General features: G+C 44.9%; 10 protein-coding genes. 5 read left to right on the forward strand and 5 right to left on the reverse strand.

Annotated elements, in window-relative coordinates; genetic code table 11:
* Positions 1–74 precede the first annotated feature (74 nt).
* Entirely contained in the window at positions 75–581 is a 507-nt protein-coding gene (locus Q1A86_RS09865) for a DUF2062 domain-containing protein (RefSeq protein ID WP_299806425.1), read from the reverse strand.
* Positions 582–612: 31 nt separating this feature from the next.
* On the opposite strand from Q1A86_RS09865, the gene Q1A86_RS09870 reads away from it, so the two are divergent.
* From Q1A86_RS09870 to Q1A86_RS09890, 5 genes are all read left to right on the forward strand, one after another.
* Positions 613–3,033: a DNA internalization-related competence protein ComEC/Rec2 gene (locus Q1A86_RS09870; RefSeq protein WP_299805984.1), complete on the forward strand. Its 2,421-nt coding sequence runs from the start codon at positions 613–615 to the stop codon at positions 3,031–3,033.
* A 32-nt stretch (positions 3,034–3,065) separates the two neighbouring features.
* Entirely contained in the window at positions 3,066–4,889 is a 1,824-nt protein-coding gene (msbA, locus tag Q1A86_RS09875; RefSeq protein ID WP_299805986.1) for a lipid A export permease/ATP-binding protein MsbA, read from the forward strand.
* Positions 4,890–5,882: a tetraacyldisaccharide 4'-kinase gene (gene lpxK, locus Q1A86_RS09880; RefSeq protein ID WP_299805988.1), complete on the forward strand. Its 993-nt coding sequence runs from the start codon at positions 4,890–4,892 to the stop codon at positions 5,880–5,882.
* Positions 5,883–5,893: 11 nt separating this feature from the next.
* Positions 5,894–6,067 carry a Trm112 family protein gene (locus Q1A86_RS09885; RefSeq protein WP_299805990.1) on the forward strand — a complete coding sequence of 58 codons (174 nt, stop codon included), beginning with the start codon at positions 5,894–5,896 and terminating at the stop codon, positions 6,065–6,067.
* A gap of 440 nt (positions 6,068–6,507) precedes the next feature.
* The gene (locus Q1A86_RS09890) at positions 6,508–9,603 is read left to right on the forward strand and encodes an Ig-like domain-containing protein (RefSeq protein WP_299805992.1); all 3,096 of its coding nucleotides are present in this window, start codon (positions 6,508–6,510) and stop codon (positions 9,601–9,603) included.
* 202 nt (positions 9,604–9,805) lie between these two features.
* Here the strand turns inward: Q1A86_RS09890 and Q1A86_RS09895 are convergent, their stop codons facing one another.
* From Q1A86_RS09895 to Q1A86_RS09910, 4 genes are all read right to left on the reverse strand, one after another.
* A complete protein-coding gene (locus tag Q1A86_RS09895; RefSeq protein ID WP_299805994.1) occupies positions 9,806–12,145 on the reverse strand; it encodes a hypothetical protein in 2,340 nt (779 codons plus the stop codon).
* A 698-nt stretch (positions 12,146–12,843) separates the two neighbouring features.
* A complete protein-coding gene (locus tag Q1A86_RS09900) occupies positions 12,844–13,635 on the reverse strand; it encodes a thioredoxin domain-containing protein (protein ID WP_299805996.1) in 792 nt (263 codons plus the stop codon).
* A gap of 42 nt (positions 13,636–13,677) precedes the next feature.
* Positions 13,678–15,048, reverse strand: a complete 1,371-nt coding sequence (locus tag Q1A86_RS09905; RefSeq protein WP_299805998.1) for a sigma-54 dependent transcriptional regulator — start codon at positions 15,046–15,048, stop codon at positions 13,678–13,680.
* A gap of 281 nt (positions 15,049–15,329) precedes the next feature.
* A complete protein-coding gene (locus Q1A86_RS09910; RefSeq protein WP_299806000.1) occupies positions 15,330–17,642 on the reverse strand; it encodes a hypothetical protein in 2,313 nt (770 codons plus the stop codon).
* Between the last annotated feature and the right edge of the window lie 315 nt (positions 17,643–17,957).

Consider the following 17,957-nt stretch of genomic DNA (forward strand, 5'->3'; position numbering starts at 1 on the left):
TAGAGCTGAAGTTAACCTACAAAAAAAGCAGTCTAAGGACTGCTTTTTTTGTAGGAAATTTTTATCAGCAAGACTTATTTATAGCGCTTCTTCCATTTAAACAGTACTGAATATTTCCATAGGTTTTTAATTATAAAAAAACCGACAAGGCCGAAAATGCCTGCCAAAACAAAACATCCCAAGAGAAATGGCGGACCTATAGTTTCGAGCGATGCTTGGATCCAGTGCCAACTGGCTTCAAAGTTAAACGCTTGGGGCTCATGGCCTAGCAGTTTAGCTCCTAGCAGATAAGCCACATAAAACATAAAGGGCATGGTGATTGGATTGGTGACCCATACCAGTGCGACAGCAAGAGGCAGGTTTACGTTGAATAAGATTGCTAGCGCTGCGGCTAATACCATTTGAAACGGCATAGGGATCCACGCGACAAATAAGCCGACAGCAAACGCACCAGGTGCTGAGCGGCGATTTAACGACCATAAATTGGGTTTTAGCAGTAGATCGCCAAACATGCGCAGATGTTTATGTTCACGCAATGTTTCTGGCTTGGGCATAAATTTTTCAATTAATTTTTTTGGCATAACTTCAATTTGCTGTCTTAACTTATTCACTATGAATCGATTTATGTGCGGCTACTGCATCACCATTATTTCAGCAATGCTTTGGCCCGCTCTGGCTGATCTTTATTTCCTACCTTTACTAATAGTAGTGGTTATTACCGCCTGTAAGCGTGTGCCTTTCATTGCCGGAAGCTTATTTGCAATTAGCTGGATTAGCCTTTTTTATGCGTTATTAATGGGCTGGGCCACAGATGAACGAGTCGATACATTGAATGTTGAGGGCGAGATAGTATCACTTGTTCATACAAACGGCGACTGGATTAGTATGGATATTGTGCTGATTGATTCAATTTCCCCCCATTTTGTTAATCGAAAGCTTAGATTAACTTGGAAGGAGGCGCCGCCTCTTACCCCCGGTCAATATTGGCAACTAACGATAAAACCTAAGCCTATCACCAGTATCTTAAATCAGGGGAGTTATAATCAACAAAAGAACTTGTTAGCTAAACACATTATAGGAAAAGGTAGAGTCGTTAGTGGGAAATTATTAAGCCACGAGCCTAATTTTCGGACTCAGTTAATCGCTGAACTCAAGCAAGCACTTAAGATCTACCCCAGTGGTGACTTGTTACTGGCGTTGGTGACGGGAGACAAGACAATGCTCTCTTCCGAGCGTTGGCAACAGCTGAGAAACAGTGGTGCAGGCCATCTCTTTGCCATCTCAGGATTACATCTTTCAGTCGTCTCTGTGTGGCTATTAATCGGCGCTCGGTTTTTTTTATACCGATATAGCGCGGTGAATAGCCGCAGAAATTGGCTGCTGTGTTTGGCGTTGTCGGCGATTGGGACCGTTGCCTACGCATACCTCGCGGGCTTTTCTGTGTCTACTCAGCGGCCGATGATTATGTTGCTCGCGTTTATCTGTTTTAGTGTATTGCAAAGACACTCCTCCAGTTGGGAGCGGTTGCTGTATGCACTTTTTGTGGTGCTATTCATCGATCCTTTGAGCATGTTGAGCACCAGCTTCTGGCTGTCTTTTAGCGCCTTGGGAATTATTTTACTTACGGTGACTAGGCATTCTTTTTCGTCTCAAACTTTCGATGCCAGTCACGATGATGGAGGAATGGGTAACGCTAATCGGGGTGAGCGGATAACGTTATGGTTCAAGTTACGCAGTACTTGTTTGGCATTTTGGGCCGTGCAGTGGCGCTTAACTCTTGGACTGTGTGTGGTTCAGGCTATCTTTTTTTCAGGAACCTCGTTAGTGAGTCTAGCGGTTAATCTGCTGCTGGTTCCCTGGTTTACGCTGGTTGTGATCCCCCTATGTTTGTTGTCATTGGTGGGCTTTATATTGGCAACGAGTCTGGGATTGTCGGCTGCCAGCATATTTGAGCTTGCAGTAATGGCAATGGTGCCAGTGATAGCCATTTTGAACTACAGCAGTCAGTTAGAGTTTGTCTGGCTTGCGCTATCTGATCAAGTTATTGCGGGACTGATGATTGCACTCATTGGCCTCTACGTGATGATAAACGTAAAAGACGCTCTATGGCGACTAGTGCTGTCAGTGATGTTAGCGCCTCTGTTATTAATGAAGCTGTTAATGTTCACACCAACTGAAGATAGGCGCTGGCAAGTACATCTGCTCGATGTTGGTCAAGGCCTCTCTTTGGTGATAGAGAAGAGGAACCGAGCCATTATTTATGATACGGGGGCGCGATATGGTGACAGTTTTAGCTATGCCGAGCGCGTGGTGTTGCCTTTTCTTATTAGTAAAGGCATCGAGCAGCTTGATTACCTAGTCGTGAGTCATGGCGATAATGACCATGCTGGCGGGGCTGAGCTTATTATTCAGCGTTACCCTAATACTAAGCTGATTTCAGATCTTGATATGGCTATTGAAGTAGAACTTTCTTCTGAACTTGCTCAAAAATTTACATTAGCACAGCAATACACTTGCAGGCCCAAGGCACTCAAATGGCAAAACCTCACTCTCGAGGTGTTAGCTCCAAGTGAAGCAAGAGACGGCAACAATGGCTCGTGTGTGATCCGGATCAGTGATGCGATTAACTCTGTATTATTGAGTGGCGATATCGAAAAACGAGCGGAGCGGGCACTACTTGCTATGGCTGAAGACAAGGCTGAGGGCAAGAAGCATACTAACCTACAGAGCCGATTGTTAATCGCCCCCCATCATGGCAGCAAAACATCATCGACAGAGGCATTTATCGATGCTGTATCGCCAGAGCTGGTTTTATTCCCAGCAGGCTTTCAAAACCGCTATCGGTTTCCAAATTCTGAGGTTGTTTTACGCTACCATGAGCGGGATATTTTCACCCTAACCAGTGGAGAACAAGGTCAGATAAGTATTTTATTTAATCAGGAAACAATGAAATTTCGAACTTATCGGTCGGATTTTGCACCATTTTGGTATAACCAAGTGTTTAGGTTTGGCCAGATTAAAAATCCAGAGTAGAATGCTTCTTTTGCCAATATGTTAATTCCTCAATGACAACATCTCCTAAAAATGAAGTCTGGACTGTTTTTAAGCGCCTATTCGGCTATTTAAAGCCTCTAAAAGCAGTATTAGCTTGTGCTATTCTTGGCCTTGCTATGTACGCCCTTGTCGATGCCACTTTTATTGCAGTGATCAAACCCTTTATTGATGAAGGCTTTGGTGGACAGGCCGGGCAAGCCGCTCAGGCTGCGGGTGGTATCGGAAGCATTGATTTTGGTACAGGGGCTGGCTTTAATTCAAGCAGCGATGTGTTATTGATAGCACCGTTTGTGGTCATCGGTCTTTTCTCGCTTCGCGGACTGGCCAACTTTCTATCGACCTACTGTATCTCTTATATGAGTGCACGGGTGATCATGGATATGCGTCAAGAGGTATTTGAACATTATCTGACCTTGCCTGTGAGTTATATAGACTCAGAAAATACAGGTAATCTTATCTCTCGTGTCACCTATGACACCGAACAGATTGCCCGAGCATCGGGTAGTGCGCTGATCACTATTGTTCGAGATAGCATCACAGTGATCGGCATGATTGCCATCATGTTCTATTTCTCTTGGAAATTGTCTTTAGTTATCTTAGTTATTGGCCCGATTATTGGTCTAGTGATCACCGTTGTTAGCCGTCGTTTCCGTAAGGTCTCTAAGCAAATTCAAACGGCAATGGGCGGCGTAACTGCGGCAACAGAGCAGATGATCAAAGGTCACAAGAACGTGCTCTCTTTTGGTGGTCAAGAAACTGAAGCCCAGCGTTTCGCTAAAGTAAATAATCAGAATAGATATCAAACGATGAAGTTGGCAACGGCGCAGGCTATCAGTCAGCCGCTCGTGATGATTATCGGCTCATTTGCGTTAGCCTTTGTGTTATACGCAGCAAGCCTTGATAGTATGAAGTCAGAGCTGACGGCGGGTACCTTTGCCACAATCCTAGCGGCAATGTTAGCTATGTTACAACCAATCAAGAACTTAACCCGTGTTAATGCCGAGTTCCAGCGCGGTATCGCCGCCTGTACCACAGTGTTTGAGCTACTCGATACCGAGCCTGAGAGTGATACGGGAACGTTGGAAGTTGAAAGAGTTAAAGGCGAGCTTGCCTTTAACCATGTGCACTTTAGCTATCCTGGACATGAGAAGCTGGCACTAAACGATATCGACTTTAAAGTTGAGCAGGGCCAAACCTTAGCCTTGGTAGGCCGTTCTGGTTCAGGTAAATCAACCATCGCAAGTCTAGTGACTCGCTTCTACACTGGCCTAAAGGGCGGGGAAATTACACTCGATGGGCAAAACATCGATGATTATAAGCTTAAAACGTTACGCAGCCAGGTTGCACTAGTATCACAGCAAGTGACCTTGTTTAACGATACTATCGCCAATAATATCGCCTATGCCTATCCTGGTGTGGCGACTCGTGAGCAGATCATCGAAGCGGCAACTCTTGCTCATGCTATGGAGTTTATTGAGCCTATGCCTGAAGGGCTGGATACTCAGATTGGTGAAAATGGTGTGATGCTCTCAGGCGGTCAAAGACAGCGTATCGCGATTGCCCGTGCAATATTGCGTAATGCACCAGTGTTAATTCTTGACGAGGCGACCTCAGCGCTCGATACCGAGTCTGAGAAGGCGATTCAGCAGGGCTTAGATAATCTACGTCAAAATCGTACTTCGATTGTGATTGCTCACCGTTTGTCGACTATTGAAAGCGCCGATCAAATTTTGGTGGTTGACCAAGGGCAGATTGTCGAGCGTGGCAATCATGAAACCTTGCTGGCCAAAGGCGGCGTTTATGCCAACTTGTATCAGATGCAGTTTGGTAGCTAGATGCAGTCTTGGGTTAATAAATTATGGTATCAGGGTCATCCGCTTAGGTTTGCGTTGTGGCCCTTATCGATACTCTTTGGTGCCATCACATGGCTGAGGCGTCAACTGTTCACGCTAGGTATTAAAAAGGCCACAAAGCTACCCGTACCTGTGATTATTGTCGGTAATATTACCGTGGGTGGAAGCGGCAAAACACCGACAGTGATCTATCTTATCGAGCTTCTGAGAACGCACGGCTTTAAGCCTGGCGTTATCAGTCGTGGTTATGGCGTCGAAATCGAAGGCGTGAGAGTAGTATTGCCAGAAGATGCGCCGAGCAGCGTTGGTGATGAGCCCGCGATGATAGTATCGCGTACCGGCGTACCTATGGTCGTTGGAGCCAAGCGAGTCGATGCGGCAAATAAGTTATTAACTGAATTTGATGTCGATATCATCATCAGTGACGATGGGCTACAGCATTATCAACTAGCTCGTGATATAGAGCTTATTATTCTCGATGGTGAGCGCCGTTTAGGTAATGGTATGTTACTGCCAGCAGGACCGCTGCGCGAAGCGTCTTGGCGCCTTAAAAGCGTCGATCAGGTTATTGTAAATGGCGGTGAGGCTAAGAGTGCAGAGCAACAGATGCAGCTTGAGCCAACTAAGTGGCTACCAGTGTCGCCTGTGCATAAGGGAAGCTTACCACCGAGTCATTCACAGCCTTTAGTGGCGATGGCTGGGATAGGTAACCCGCAGCGCTTCTTCGACACATTAACTGAGCAGGGCTACCAAATCGAGCTGACGCAAGCATTTGATGACCATAGCACTTACAGTGATTCAACTCTCAATGAACTTGCCAATGGGCGTTTGTTGGTGATGACTGAAAAAGATGCGGTGAAATGTCGCGATTTTGCAAAAGATAACTGGTGGTATCTCGCCGTAGATGCGAAGCTATCCGCCTCATTTGATCAACAACTACTCGCTAAAATAGATCGGTTAGTAGCAGATAAGTAAAGGTATTCGAAATGGCATTTGATAAAAAATTACTCGAAATTGTTGCGTGTCCAGTATGTAAGGGCAAACTTGAATACAACAAAGACGCCCAACAGCTGATCTGCAGAGCAGACAAATTGGCTTATCCAATCAATGACGGTATTCCAGTATTGTTAGAAAACAAAGCTGAGTCTTTGGCTGAATAAGTTTTGAGATCTAATAAAAAAGCGCCTTTTGGCGCTTTTTTATTAGGTGCGACAGTCTTAAATTGATTCTTATCGGTATTAAGCTTAACGGAGATAACGTTATGAGAACGACTCAAGCTTAATTGCGACTCACTAAACTCGCTTTAATTTCCCTATCGCTAATTTCACTATATTTAGTGAATATCGCTTATCAATTACTTAGCGTGAGATTGTTCAAAAAACGCGCGATCGATCAAAAAATGATCAGTTCTTGTTTGTAATTTATTCTCTCACTTTGCTAGTATGCCGCCAGGTCGCTCTGGTCAAACCTAGAGCCAGCAAGGGTTTCCGTCCTTTGCGTTATGATTATTTATTAATTTTCATACCGATAATACCAAAATGAGAAATCTGTCGTTAGACAGATTTAAATAAGTACGTTCGACTCTTAGGGGTAATGATATTTGAATAACAAAAATGTCAAATTGGCATCGCATTCGGCTGCCACAATTTTGAAGCTATCGGCCACAACATTATTGGCCTTCTCTGCCTTCACTTTTTCAGTCGCTTCTACTGCCGCATCGGCTACCGATGCCAGATATGCTAGCACCCCAAACAGTAATAGCTCGGCCAGTCATAGCCATGCCCATGGTTATGCTCAAGAGCAAGGCCATGCTCAGGGCAGGAAAGCAAATGCCCATAAGCAACTGGTTGAAGAACAGACCTTGCAGCTTGCCAGTCGTATGACTGAGTTTCGTCATGCGAGCAAGTCAAACAAGCAGTCGCTTAAACAGCAATTAGTTGAACAGGCTAAAAACCGTCAGGGATTGCTAAACGAATTGGTTAAAACCGATCCTCAAGCGGCGGTTCGTGCTGTATTACCTGAGTCCGCCAGAGCAGGCATGCCGAAGGATGTTTTGGCCATGCTGGCTCAAAAGCGTGAGCTTAGAGGTGAGCTGGAACTTTCATATATAGATTATGAAAACGATAGTCATAGTCAGCTACGTCATGCGTTGATAACGGATAATGGCTCGGTAGACTTGCACCTTCCTGAAGGGGCAAAGTTTGAGCAGCTGAAAACTGGCGCTCAGATTAAAGCGAAAGGCTGGATGTTTAAAGGGAGCGACACTGATCAAACAGGATCTAGCGCGTTAGTGCTCAACGATGAAAGCGATAGTTTGCAGCTTGTCGCTGGCACCGATGTAATGAGCGTTTCGGCATCTAGCTTGCCTAATACTATGGGTGAGCAACGTACACTGGTTGCACTGGTTAACTTTCAGAACAACACCAGTCAGCCTTGGACGACAGCAGAAGTACAGGAACTGGTATTTGGGACTGTCAACGACTACTACCTAGAAGCATCTTACGGCCAGACTTGGTTAAACGGTGACGTGCAAGGTTACTTTACACTGCCAATCGATGCGACATGTCGAACCAACGATATCGATAACTATGGCCGTCAAGCGATAATCGATAGTGGCGTCAACATTTCTGACTATGATCGTCTAGTGTATATCTATCCTGAAAATTCAGATTGTGGTTGGACAGGTCAGGGTACTATTGGTGGTAACCCTTCTCGTGCCTTTATCAACGGCTCAATGACGCTGCGTACCGTTGGCCATGAGTTGGGACATAACTTTGGGTTATATCATGCTAAGGATTATGACTGTTCTGAAGGCGTATTAACGGGCCGTTGTATGTCATTTGAGTATGGCGACACCATGGATATCATGGGTAAATCTGGAGTAACGGGACATTTCAATGCGTTTAGTAAACAGCAGCTTGGTTGGATAACGCCTGATACCGGAGGGATAGTTACTGCCGAGAGTGACGGTAGCTATCAGCTTGAGCCCTATGAAACTTTGCCAGCCGGCATAGCTAAGGGACTTAAGGTACGACGTGGTACCGATGCCGATACAGGCTTACCTCTGTGGTATTACATTGAATATCGCCAGGCGATCGGTTTCGATGATTTTCTAGCGGGCAAAAATGGTATTACCGATGGCGTGGTATTACATCTAGCGACTGAAAATGATATGCAGAGTAACCTGCTCATCGATATGACACCAAACAGTGGTATTTATGATTTTGATGATGCAGCCTTGTTGGCGGGAACAAGTTATACCGACCCAGATGCTGGCGTAACGATTACCACTGAGTGGGCCGATGCTTCAGGCGCCAGCGTTAGTGTTAGCTATTCAGGTCTAAGCTGCGTAAAGGCAAGTCCGAGTTTGTCATTGCTGCCTAATGAAAGTGCTTGGGTTGAAGCGGGGACTTCAGTTACCTACAAAGCAACAGTAACCAATAATGACAGTGCTGATTGTGCGATATCTGATTATAAGGTGTCTGCTGTAGTGCCGAGTGGCTGGGCGGCGACACAAAATAGTCTCAGCTTGGCACCTGGGATGAGCGGTACAGTAAGCTTGAATGTGACTTCGGCTGCGGCAGCTACCGATGGTTTCTACGATATTGCCATCACGGCGGTTGACAGTAGTGACAGCGAGTACACTCTGACTGGTATCGTAAGCTATGTTGTTGACTCGCCTATCGAGGCCTGCGTCATGGCAAGCCCAAGATTTGTCTTGTCGGTTGATAATAGTGGTGAGCTGGCTCCCGGGGAGGCTGCAACTTATCGAGGAACTATTACCAGTCAAGATAGCAGCAGTTGTGCAAGCAGTGACTTTGATGTGACAGCCAATGTACCAGCCGGTTGGCGTGCCGATAGCCTTGGGGTGAGTCTCACGCCAGGGGAGAGCCGCAACATTAGTTTGAACGTTGAGTCATCGACAGCTGCGCAAGATGGCACTTATGATTTCGATATGAGCGCGATAAACCGTCGCGATAATCGCTATATTGGCAATGATATCGCAAGCTATACGGTTGCAAAGCCACTGCCTACTTGTACACTGGCCGCGCCATCGATTGTGGTATCAAACCCTCAAGGGGGCGAGGTTACAGCAGGGACTCAGGTGAGTTATAGCGCTACAGTAACGAGTCAAGACAGTGAAGCGTGCCCTGAGGCTGTATTTACTCTGTTTGCCGATGTGCCAAATGGCTGGAGTGCCAGTTCTACACGAGTGACGTTAGCGCCTGGAGCGAGTACTAAAGTCAATATTAGCGTGACATCGGATACCGAGGCGGAAGCTGGAGCAGTTAATATTGGCCTTAATGCTCAGAATGTGAGTGAAGCTGAGTATTTAGGAAAAACCAGTGTAAGTTATACGGTTAAGTCAGCTGTGAATACTGCGCCGGTGGCGGTTAGCGATAGTGTGACTATGTCATCTAAAACATCAGTGGTTATCGATGTGCTAGCCAATGACTGGGATGCTGAGAATGACGAACTGACGATTGTTTCAGTGAGTCAGGGGGCTAAGGGCAGCGTGCAGATTAGTGGCAGTGGTCAAGTGATATATTCACCGGCAAAGAGCTTCAAGAGTGGTGATAGTTTCAGCTATACCATCAGCGACGGTGATAAGACCGCAACGGCTTCTGTTAGCTTGAGTCTTACGAGTTCCGGCGGTGGCGGTAATGGCAACGGCCATGGTAACGGTAAAAAATAACCTGTGATAAGGCTTTAGCATCAAGTTTATTATCACTAGATAGTGATGAATAAAGAGGGCGGCGGTTTTTACCGTCGCCCTCTCGTCATTTCAAGCTTATGTACTGTTAATCATAGTGCAGTAAATACAAGTACTGTCAATATCAGTACAGTAAATATAAGTACTGAAAATATAAGTACTGTTAATGGCTGAGTTCAGTTATTTACTCAACGGTATTAACTTCAACAGTCACGCCATTGACAATCTGCGAACCTTCATCATCTTCTACCACAGCGACGATACCATCGACCCCTGCAGATAGGAATGTGATTGGATCCGTGTTTTCCACACCCGGTTTAAGTTCTATGGTAAAGGCACAGGTATAGTGTTCAGAGCCTGAACCGTTATAGCCAAGTACCGTACCGATAGCACAAGGTGAGTAAGATACACCTGCATGCTCACCGTTGGCAGCATTGAGAATGATAAACTCTGGGTGGATATTATTATGGGCAACAGTTACTCCCCTCACTGTGAGTTCTGTTAAGGTCACATCCTCGACACCAGCATTAGTTAGCTCTAATACCACTAGCATACTAGTTGCGAACGCCATATCGGTATCTGGAGCCTGAGGTGTAAAGGTCACAAGTGCATTATCAGATGCATCGACAGGTTGACCGTCTTCATCGACACCTCTGATGGTAGCCGTATTTTCGTGAGTATCACCCGCATTACCCTGTAGACCTTTGATGATATCACAGCTTGCATACTCGCCAGGCTGTAATATAAAGCCATTAAGTGCTGTTGGAGCGATAGGGCTACCATTTTTGCTATCAACCATACAGTCACCGGTTAAGGTACCGAATGGAATATCTGTTAGACTCGTGAAGGCCACGTCATCCACACCTGCAGCATTGACGCTAAATTCAAAGTTATAGCTAACGTTGCTGTAGTTATTTGGATCGTCACCGGTTTCTAATACCTCTGTTGGGTTTGCAGTCTTAACAAGAGTGATTGACGATGGTACGTCACGAATATCGACCATGGCTGAATCATTACCTGTCGCTTCATCATGCTCATCATCAATTGCTGTTGCGGACACGGTATTAGAGTGCTTATCGCCTGCATCACCGCCAATGAATTTAGTGAATGTACAGGTATAAGTACCACCTAAAGCTATAGATGTGGAAACTGCGGAGCAATCACCTGCAAGAAGATCGCCAAACACGGTGTCATTTAACACGGTTAAGGTGAGTGGTGAATCCCAGAATGCGGCATCATTTTGTACTTCAATGGTAAACTCAACATTCGCTCCAGGCTCTAAAACTTCAGTTGGATTAGCCGTCTTGGTCACGGTAATTGCTGGTGCTAGATTGGTGATCTCAACTCTGATCTCGTTACTACAATGATCCCCTGCAACGCTACTAATCGCTGAGCAGCTATCGCCATTTACAACGGGGTCACCGTTCTTATCGAGTAGTGTAAGTTTAACGAGGTCATCGTAGAGTTCAGGACTTTGATCATTAGGTAAGTCCCGGTCGACAATATGTACCGTGAAGGCACAACTGTATGTGGCACTAGGTAAGATTTCGCCGCCATTAGCTGGCATAGAACAGTTATTCGCCGTTAGATACAGTCCATCAACGTTTGGGTTGACTGCAACTGGTGCGCCCCAAAGATCAATTGATGTATCAAAACCGCCCTCTGCGCCGATATCAATCTCATCACTTAATGATGTGATAAATAGCGAAGTTTGTGCATTAGGGTTAGTAAAGCTAACTGTATAGTCAAAGGTGCCACCAGGCTCGCTACGAGATGATTGGCTGGTTAGGGTTTTAACTACGGTAGGTGGCGTTGGCTTAATAAAGACATCGATATTAAAGGTGTCACAGTTACATTTTGATTTATTGTTAGGGATCTGACCGGCGTAAGGATCTTCTTCATAGGTACAATTATCTCTATCTATGTTGTCCCAAGCCGCACAATAGGTGAAGTCTGCCTGATTATTACCATCTATATCGGCACATAACATGGTGATAGGCTCATCGCTGAGCACATACTCATCTGGGCCTAAAGCCTTGGTGATATCACCACATTGGTCGCCGTCTAGCTGTACATCGGCGGTCTGACCGCTGTCACCAGGGATGGGTAAGATCATACTACAATTACGAAGGCCAGCCCCTTGTACAACTTGTGGGCTTTCTTCGGTCAAAGGTAGATAGAAGGTCGTGTCCCAACGCTCATTCGCATTAGTTCGTACCGTTACATCGGCATTAAAGGTGAACACTTCACCAAGATTACACTCTGCGTTAGGCTCGGTTGGTGTCACCTTAGTGATTTCAACATCATTCGCAGTACAGTTTAGTGAGTCCTGAGCCAGCTTATTACCGTCTTTCATCAGATAAGCATCGGCCATACAGAATTTTGTCGGGTCTTCGCCCATGCCAAGCCAATCATAGGCTGCAGCATCTGCGGTTGACAGGCTCGTCACACCATAAAGGGTGGTTGAACTTATAAGCGCAATGCCTAGCGCGCCAATAAGTCGTTTGCATTTAAATCGTTTCATAATATTTACCATCTTAATAAGTGAATATGGATAAAACGTGCTTAGTTTTTTGTAAGTTATTCCAACAAAGCCATTACTTGAATGAGTCAACTGATGTTTAATTTGAGCGTTAAACAGCTGACGGCACATTAAAGATATGGCTGATGACTCAGTGAGAAGATCGTTAGCTAACTTGCTCACAGAGGGTTAGTTCAAACTTATGCTTAAAGACTAAGCAAAGCTCAGGCCATTGAGTTAAGTTTATGAAATTTATGATTTATATTTAAAGTGTAACGCTTTTGAACAGTCATAATGTTTCATGGGTGATACAGGGATAAAAAGGTTTTTTCTTAAGTGGTTGGTTAGTATGCTATTTAATGTTTCACTGTGTTCAACTTGACCTTGTGACGCTTGTTACACTAGTTGCGTGGCACTGCAATAAATTGAAAGCTAATTTGATCTTTTTGAAAGTATGCAGGTAACGAAGGAAGCTTTAGACTGGGGAAGGCTATCTGTCTGTTTTTCTTCGGATTACTAGGGTTTTTACTTGTTAACAAGAGGAAGGGGAAGGCTGCTTGTGGGAGACTTAATTGAGTGAGTTTGGGCTAATGGGTTATGTTAGGGGCTGTGTAAGAGGCTGAGAGCCGATACTGATATCCTAGTATTGAAGCTGGGATAGTTTCATCTAGCGATATGTTCACGGCTACTCTGCTTGCTTGTTAGTCGCTTGAGTCTGGAGTTGCGAGTAGTTCATCGAGTAATACTGCAAAAGTCTGATAACTCTGTGCACCGACGACTAGTTTTGGCGAGATCAATTGACCGTCTTCGACTCTACCTATCACGAAGCTTGGTGTGCCTCTTATTCCTAAAGACGAACCATAGGCCACATCTTGCTGTACCTTACTCGAAATTGACTCATCGACAAGACAGTCTGCAAACTTAGCCATATCTAAAGACAGGTTGCTAGCTGCTTGTTGGTAGAGCGCATCATCGAGCTGCTTCATATTGTTGAACAGTGAATCTCGCATCGCCCAGTAGGCATCCTGTTGTAGGCTGCAGTTTGCGGCAATAGCGGCCCCTTTAGCCTTAGGGTGAAAGCTCAGCGGAAAATCTCGCGTCAAATATTGCACTTTGCCTGTATCGATATAGTTGGATTTTAGCTTAGTGAATGTTTGATCGATAAATCGTTTGCAGTAAGGGCACTGATAGTCAGAAAATTCGATAATTGCCAGCTGAGCAGTGGCATCACCTAGTTGAGGAAGTTTACCATCTTCGTCAAAGTTTTCTTGGGTAGGTAAGCTCTTATACTGAGGCTTTTGAGAACGCATCGCAATGGTATGAATATCTTTTACTTGGCCTCCAACAGTATTCATTTCCTTTTTCAGTTGGGTGATGTCTTGCTTGAGGGATGCGATCTCCTGTTGTAATTCGGCGTTATTTTGAGGTTGGCAGCCTGTGAGTAACAATGGTGTCATCAATAACGCAAACGGTAGTCGTTTATATCTTAACATTGTGGGGTCCTCGACTATTCAAATGGATTCGAACAGCCATCTCTAGAGTTTAATTTTGCATTTCTTGATCAAGCGATAAAACGTGGTTCTGGATATTTTGAGCTCTCGCGCCGCTGCGGATATGTTGTGGTTATTACGTTTGATGGCATCGAGTAGCAATTCTGTATCGATAACAACTCTGTGTTGAGCTAAGTCAACGACATCGTTTTCATCAGATTGATGTTTGGTGATTTTTATTCCTAAATCGGCCTCACTTAACTGGTTACTGCTTGCCATGATAATGGCTCTATGTATACGGTTCTTGAGTTCTCTGACATTACCTGGCCACTCGTATGCGAGCATGGTTTCTATTGCTTTAGGTGTAAGGCTGTATCGCTGATGATCGGGACTGAAAATGTTTAGATATTCATCACTGAGCTGTGTTATATCCTCTTTATGCTCTCTAAGGCTTGGGGCGTGTAGGTGCAGTATATTAATCCGATAGTAGAGGTCTTCTCTAAACCGCCCCTCTTCTACAGCTGTTTCAAGATTGACATGGGAGGCAAATATGATGCGGCAATCAATCGTGATGGTTTTACTGCCACCTAAGCGCTCGATGATATGATCTTCTAGAAACTGTAATAGGTTAACCTGAGACTCTAATGTGAGATCGCCTATCTCATCTAAAAACAGTGTTCCCTTGTTGGCTCGCTCTATATGGCCTATGTATTGTTTGTCGGCCCCGGTGAACGCGCCTTTTTCATGGCCAAACAGTTCTGAATGGATCAAGCTTTGTGGTAAAGCACCACAATTGATGGTGATGAATGGCCCCGTTTTTCGTTTTGACTGGCTATGGATTAAATGAGCGCAGAGTCCTTTACCAGTGCCCGTTTCACCACTGATCATCACAGCTTCATCACTTGTCGCTACTTTGGCAATATCGCTTCTTAGTTTATTGATTAAACTTGAGTGACCTAATAACGGCATTTCTTGGGTGAGATTTTCGGTTGGATGAGAACTTTTTTTCTTTAATAGCGCCATACCATAAGCATGACCAAGTGTTTGGTTTAGATGGCTCCAGTCGACAGGCTGGTGGTGATAGTCGGTAAAATAGTAGGGCAGGCGTGAAGTTAACTGACTATTTACCGATTCCAACCCAGTAGATATTGCCACCCAGATGATGTTTTGTTGGTGCTGGTTGACTTCATTGATGCTGTTTAGCACTCTTTGCAGATTAGTTTTAGACAGAACAGCAATTGCAACGTGGAAAGTATAGTCTCGTGCAGCCTTTTTAGCGCTAGGAAGCGTCTCTGCGAAAATACAACGCCAATGAAACGGCTTGAGTTCTTTTTCGAAGCAGAAATGCTCACCAGCTAGATCAAGTACTAGGATATCTCTACACGCAATGGGTCTCTTATGCTGGGGTTTATTCACGTTATTCCCTTAGAGAAACTCTGTGTTGGCGACTACAATGGCTAACCATTGATGATTAAATTTTAGGTAGGATCTGGTGGAACGCAAGCTAAGAGGGCAGATAAAGCGCTGGATTATTGACGTCTGACAATATTTTGTCTTTGGGTGGAATGTGGAAAGTAGAATGTGGAAAGTAGAAAGTAGGCGAGCCACTCAGACTCGCCTATCTAGGTTTAATGTTGAAAGTTAAGTTTTCCTTTGGCTCTTACCCAAACTAACTTTAATCATCTCATTGAGATGAGTTAGTAGGGAGCAGGTACCAATGGACAATTTGCCGGATCACTCGGTACATATTTAACCCCGTTACCATCGGCAACCTTCATGTTGTTAAAGGTATCTAACAAGGTCTTGTAGTGGTTTTGAGCCACGGCATCTGTACCTTGCCAAGCGCTGATTGCACCAGAGACGATATCAGTGGTAGATATAGTGCTTCCGTCAGGCATCATCAACACGGCATCACCGTCAAGGCGATATTCAACATTGAACAAGAATGCCAGTAACTGCTGAGCAAGCTGCTCTCTTGGATCGCCGCCACCATTGCCGTCAATGAGAAAGTGAGATACCTCGGCTTTGACTGTACCCGCACCAGCTGAGATCCCTTCTGTGATGGAGTCATTTTTGTAGGCCGGTTCTACGTCTGTTCCGTCAGTGAACTTGCCATCAAATGGCTCATCGCCTTTACCAAAGTAGCTAGTTTCGCTGTCATAAGGGTCTAAGCCATTGATATAACCTGTGACAAAGGCTTCCTCCATTTCGCCTAGGCCGTTTTTGTTATGCCAATAACCTTTAGTACCGAAACTCGCCTCATTAAAACAGATATTGGTAAATACCACATCACCTAGTGGGGTGCTGCTATTGTCTAAATAAGCGTTACCCATGATAGGTGGTAATCGGCCATCAGGGCCGCTGGCCTCAGATCGCACGTCAAACTCTATGGTGACACTTGATGTCGCCATCCAGCCCTGAGCTGTAGCTTCCTCTACCTGATAGTAGTCAGTTGGATATGGAGTAAGCGGTGCATCACCATATCCATTTGGTAATAGAACGCTAAAGGTCATCTTACCGTTGGCATCCGTCATACGGTTTGCATAACCGTTTTCTAGGATCGGATCTGCAGTGAGTCCAAAGCGTGCTACCACTTCGTCATACACGTCTTTATTAATCGTGCTACTGATGGTATCGGGTATTGGGCCACCGTTTGATTCCAGTAGGCTAGGGGCATATTTCAACCGAACGGGCCAGTTGGGTATTCCCAGCTCACCATCATCAGCAATACCATTACCGTTGGTATCGAATACCTTTTGAACCTTAATATTGGCAAAACCTACCTGACTTAATGTAAGGGTGATTTGCGGATCACTGCTTACGACAGGCTCGACGCCTAAGGCCGTAGGGATAAAGTCAGAGAACTCATTACTGGTATGTGGTGCTAGGCCGTCGTCAAATAAATCTGGACAAGGCATTTCCATGACGAAGCGCTGAATATAGTCATTAGCATCATCGCCATCCCAGAGGCTGGGATCCTCCGGTCCTGCGTTAGTAGAGCTAAATGCCAAGTAGTCATGTACGTAACCTGAAGTGGTGAAGTACTGACTATTGAGGTTCTTGTCTTTATCCTCAGTCCACCTGAAGTGATCTAAAGACCAAGTGTCACTTAACTGGCCGAGAGCCTCTTTAAGTAAGATGGTGGTAGGATCTCCAGTCGACTCGTCATTGGTGTTATCGTCATTACGTACATTAAGCCCATCTTCGATACCGTATTGCCATTGCCAGATAAACTTCTCGCCTAGGTCTAAACGACAGTTCAAGTTAGCATCGTGGTAGTTACGCAAAGCGATAATACCGTACTGAGGTTTTTTCTCTTTCACTTTATAGTTATCTGTTTTGGCATAACGCGGAATAAAGCCGTGAAAATTACCTGCTTGATAACCCTCTTGGTTAGGTTGGTTTGTCGCGCCCATGCCACCGCCGGCATCGAAGATATTTATGGGAGCATAATTTTCGACTGGCGTAACCCATGCCTTATAAACGCCACCTTTATTGGGGGTGTCATCGTAGGGATAGAGCTGAATGACCATAGCACCTAGATCGCTGTTGTGATCTATGTCGGGATTAAATTCATGAACCTCCATAAGTTTGTTACCATTGGTCGGGTACTCAGTACAAGATACGGACTTCCAACCGCCTTTATCTTTAACGTAATTGGTTCCTCCACTACCTGGATACTCAGTAATGACACCGTTTTCAACCTTGATTTCACGGCAACTGATATGGTCTCTAGATAGTAAATCTTTACCACTGGGATCGGTTACTTGGAAATAGTAATTACCATCAGGAAGCGCTGCAGCGAATGCTGGCGCATTCATTCTAGGTCCACCGTCCAGATAGACATCCAATTTACTCTCATATCTCACATTCTCATTAACTATGCCACCGTCGCTAGTAGTCGTGAAAATAGCACCCGATAGGGCGTTAGCCGCAATCGGTAGTCCGGCTAGGACAAGTGCTGTAAACATAGGTAAGAGTGAGAAACGAGGTTTACTGTGAATACTCATAATTGATACCTCATTAATCGTAATATTCGCCTGATTTAATACATATATAGTGCCAATAATTTATTTCTTATAATTCAACTGGTTATAATTTATTAGTCGCGAAAGGTGTAACAGGTATCGGCTGTCTGGATTTTTATTGAGTTTTTTCAGAGGCTTATCTTGTTTCAAAAGTGATACACTTTTGGGAGAGGAAAATACTTGCAAGGAAGGACAGGTGTAACTGTGCTGTTTTGCGGATAAAAAGCGGAAAATAAATGAAAAGAGCCAAGGAGCGAGTTGACCTTGGCTATAAATTGTAATGTGTTAGAGCATCGT

The sequence above is a fragment of the uncultured Shewanella sp. genome (genome assembly GCF_947497935.1).
Classification (GTDB): domain Bacteria; phylum Pseudomonadota; class Gammaproteobacteria; order Enterobacterales; family Shewanellaceae; genus Shewanella.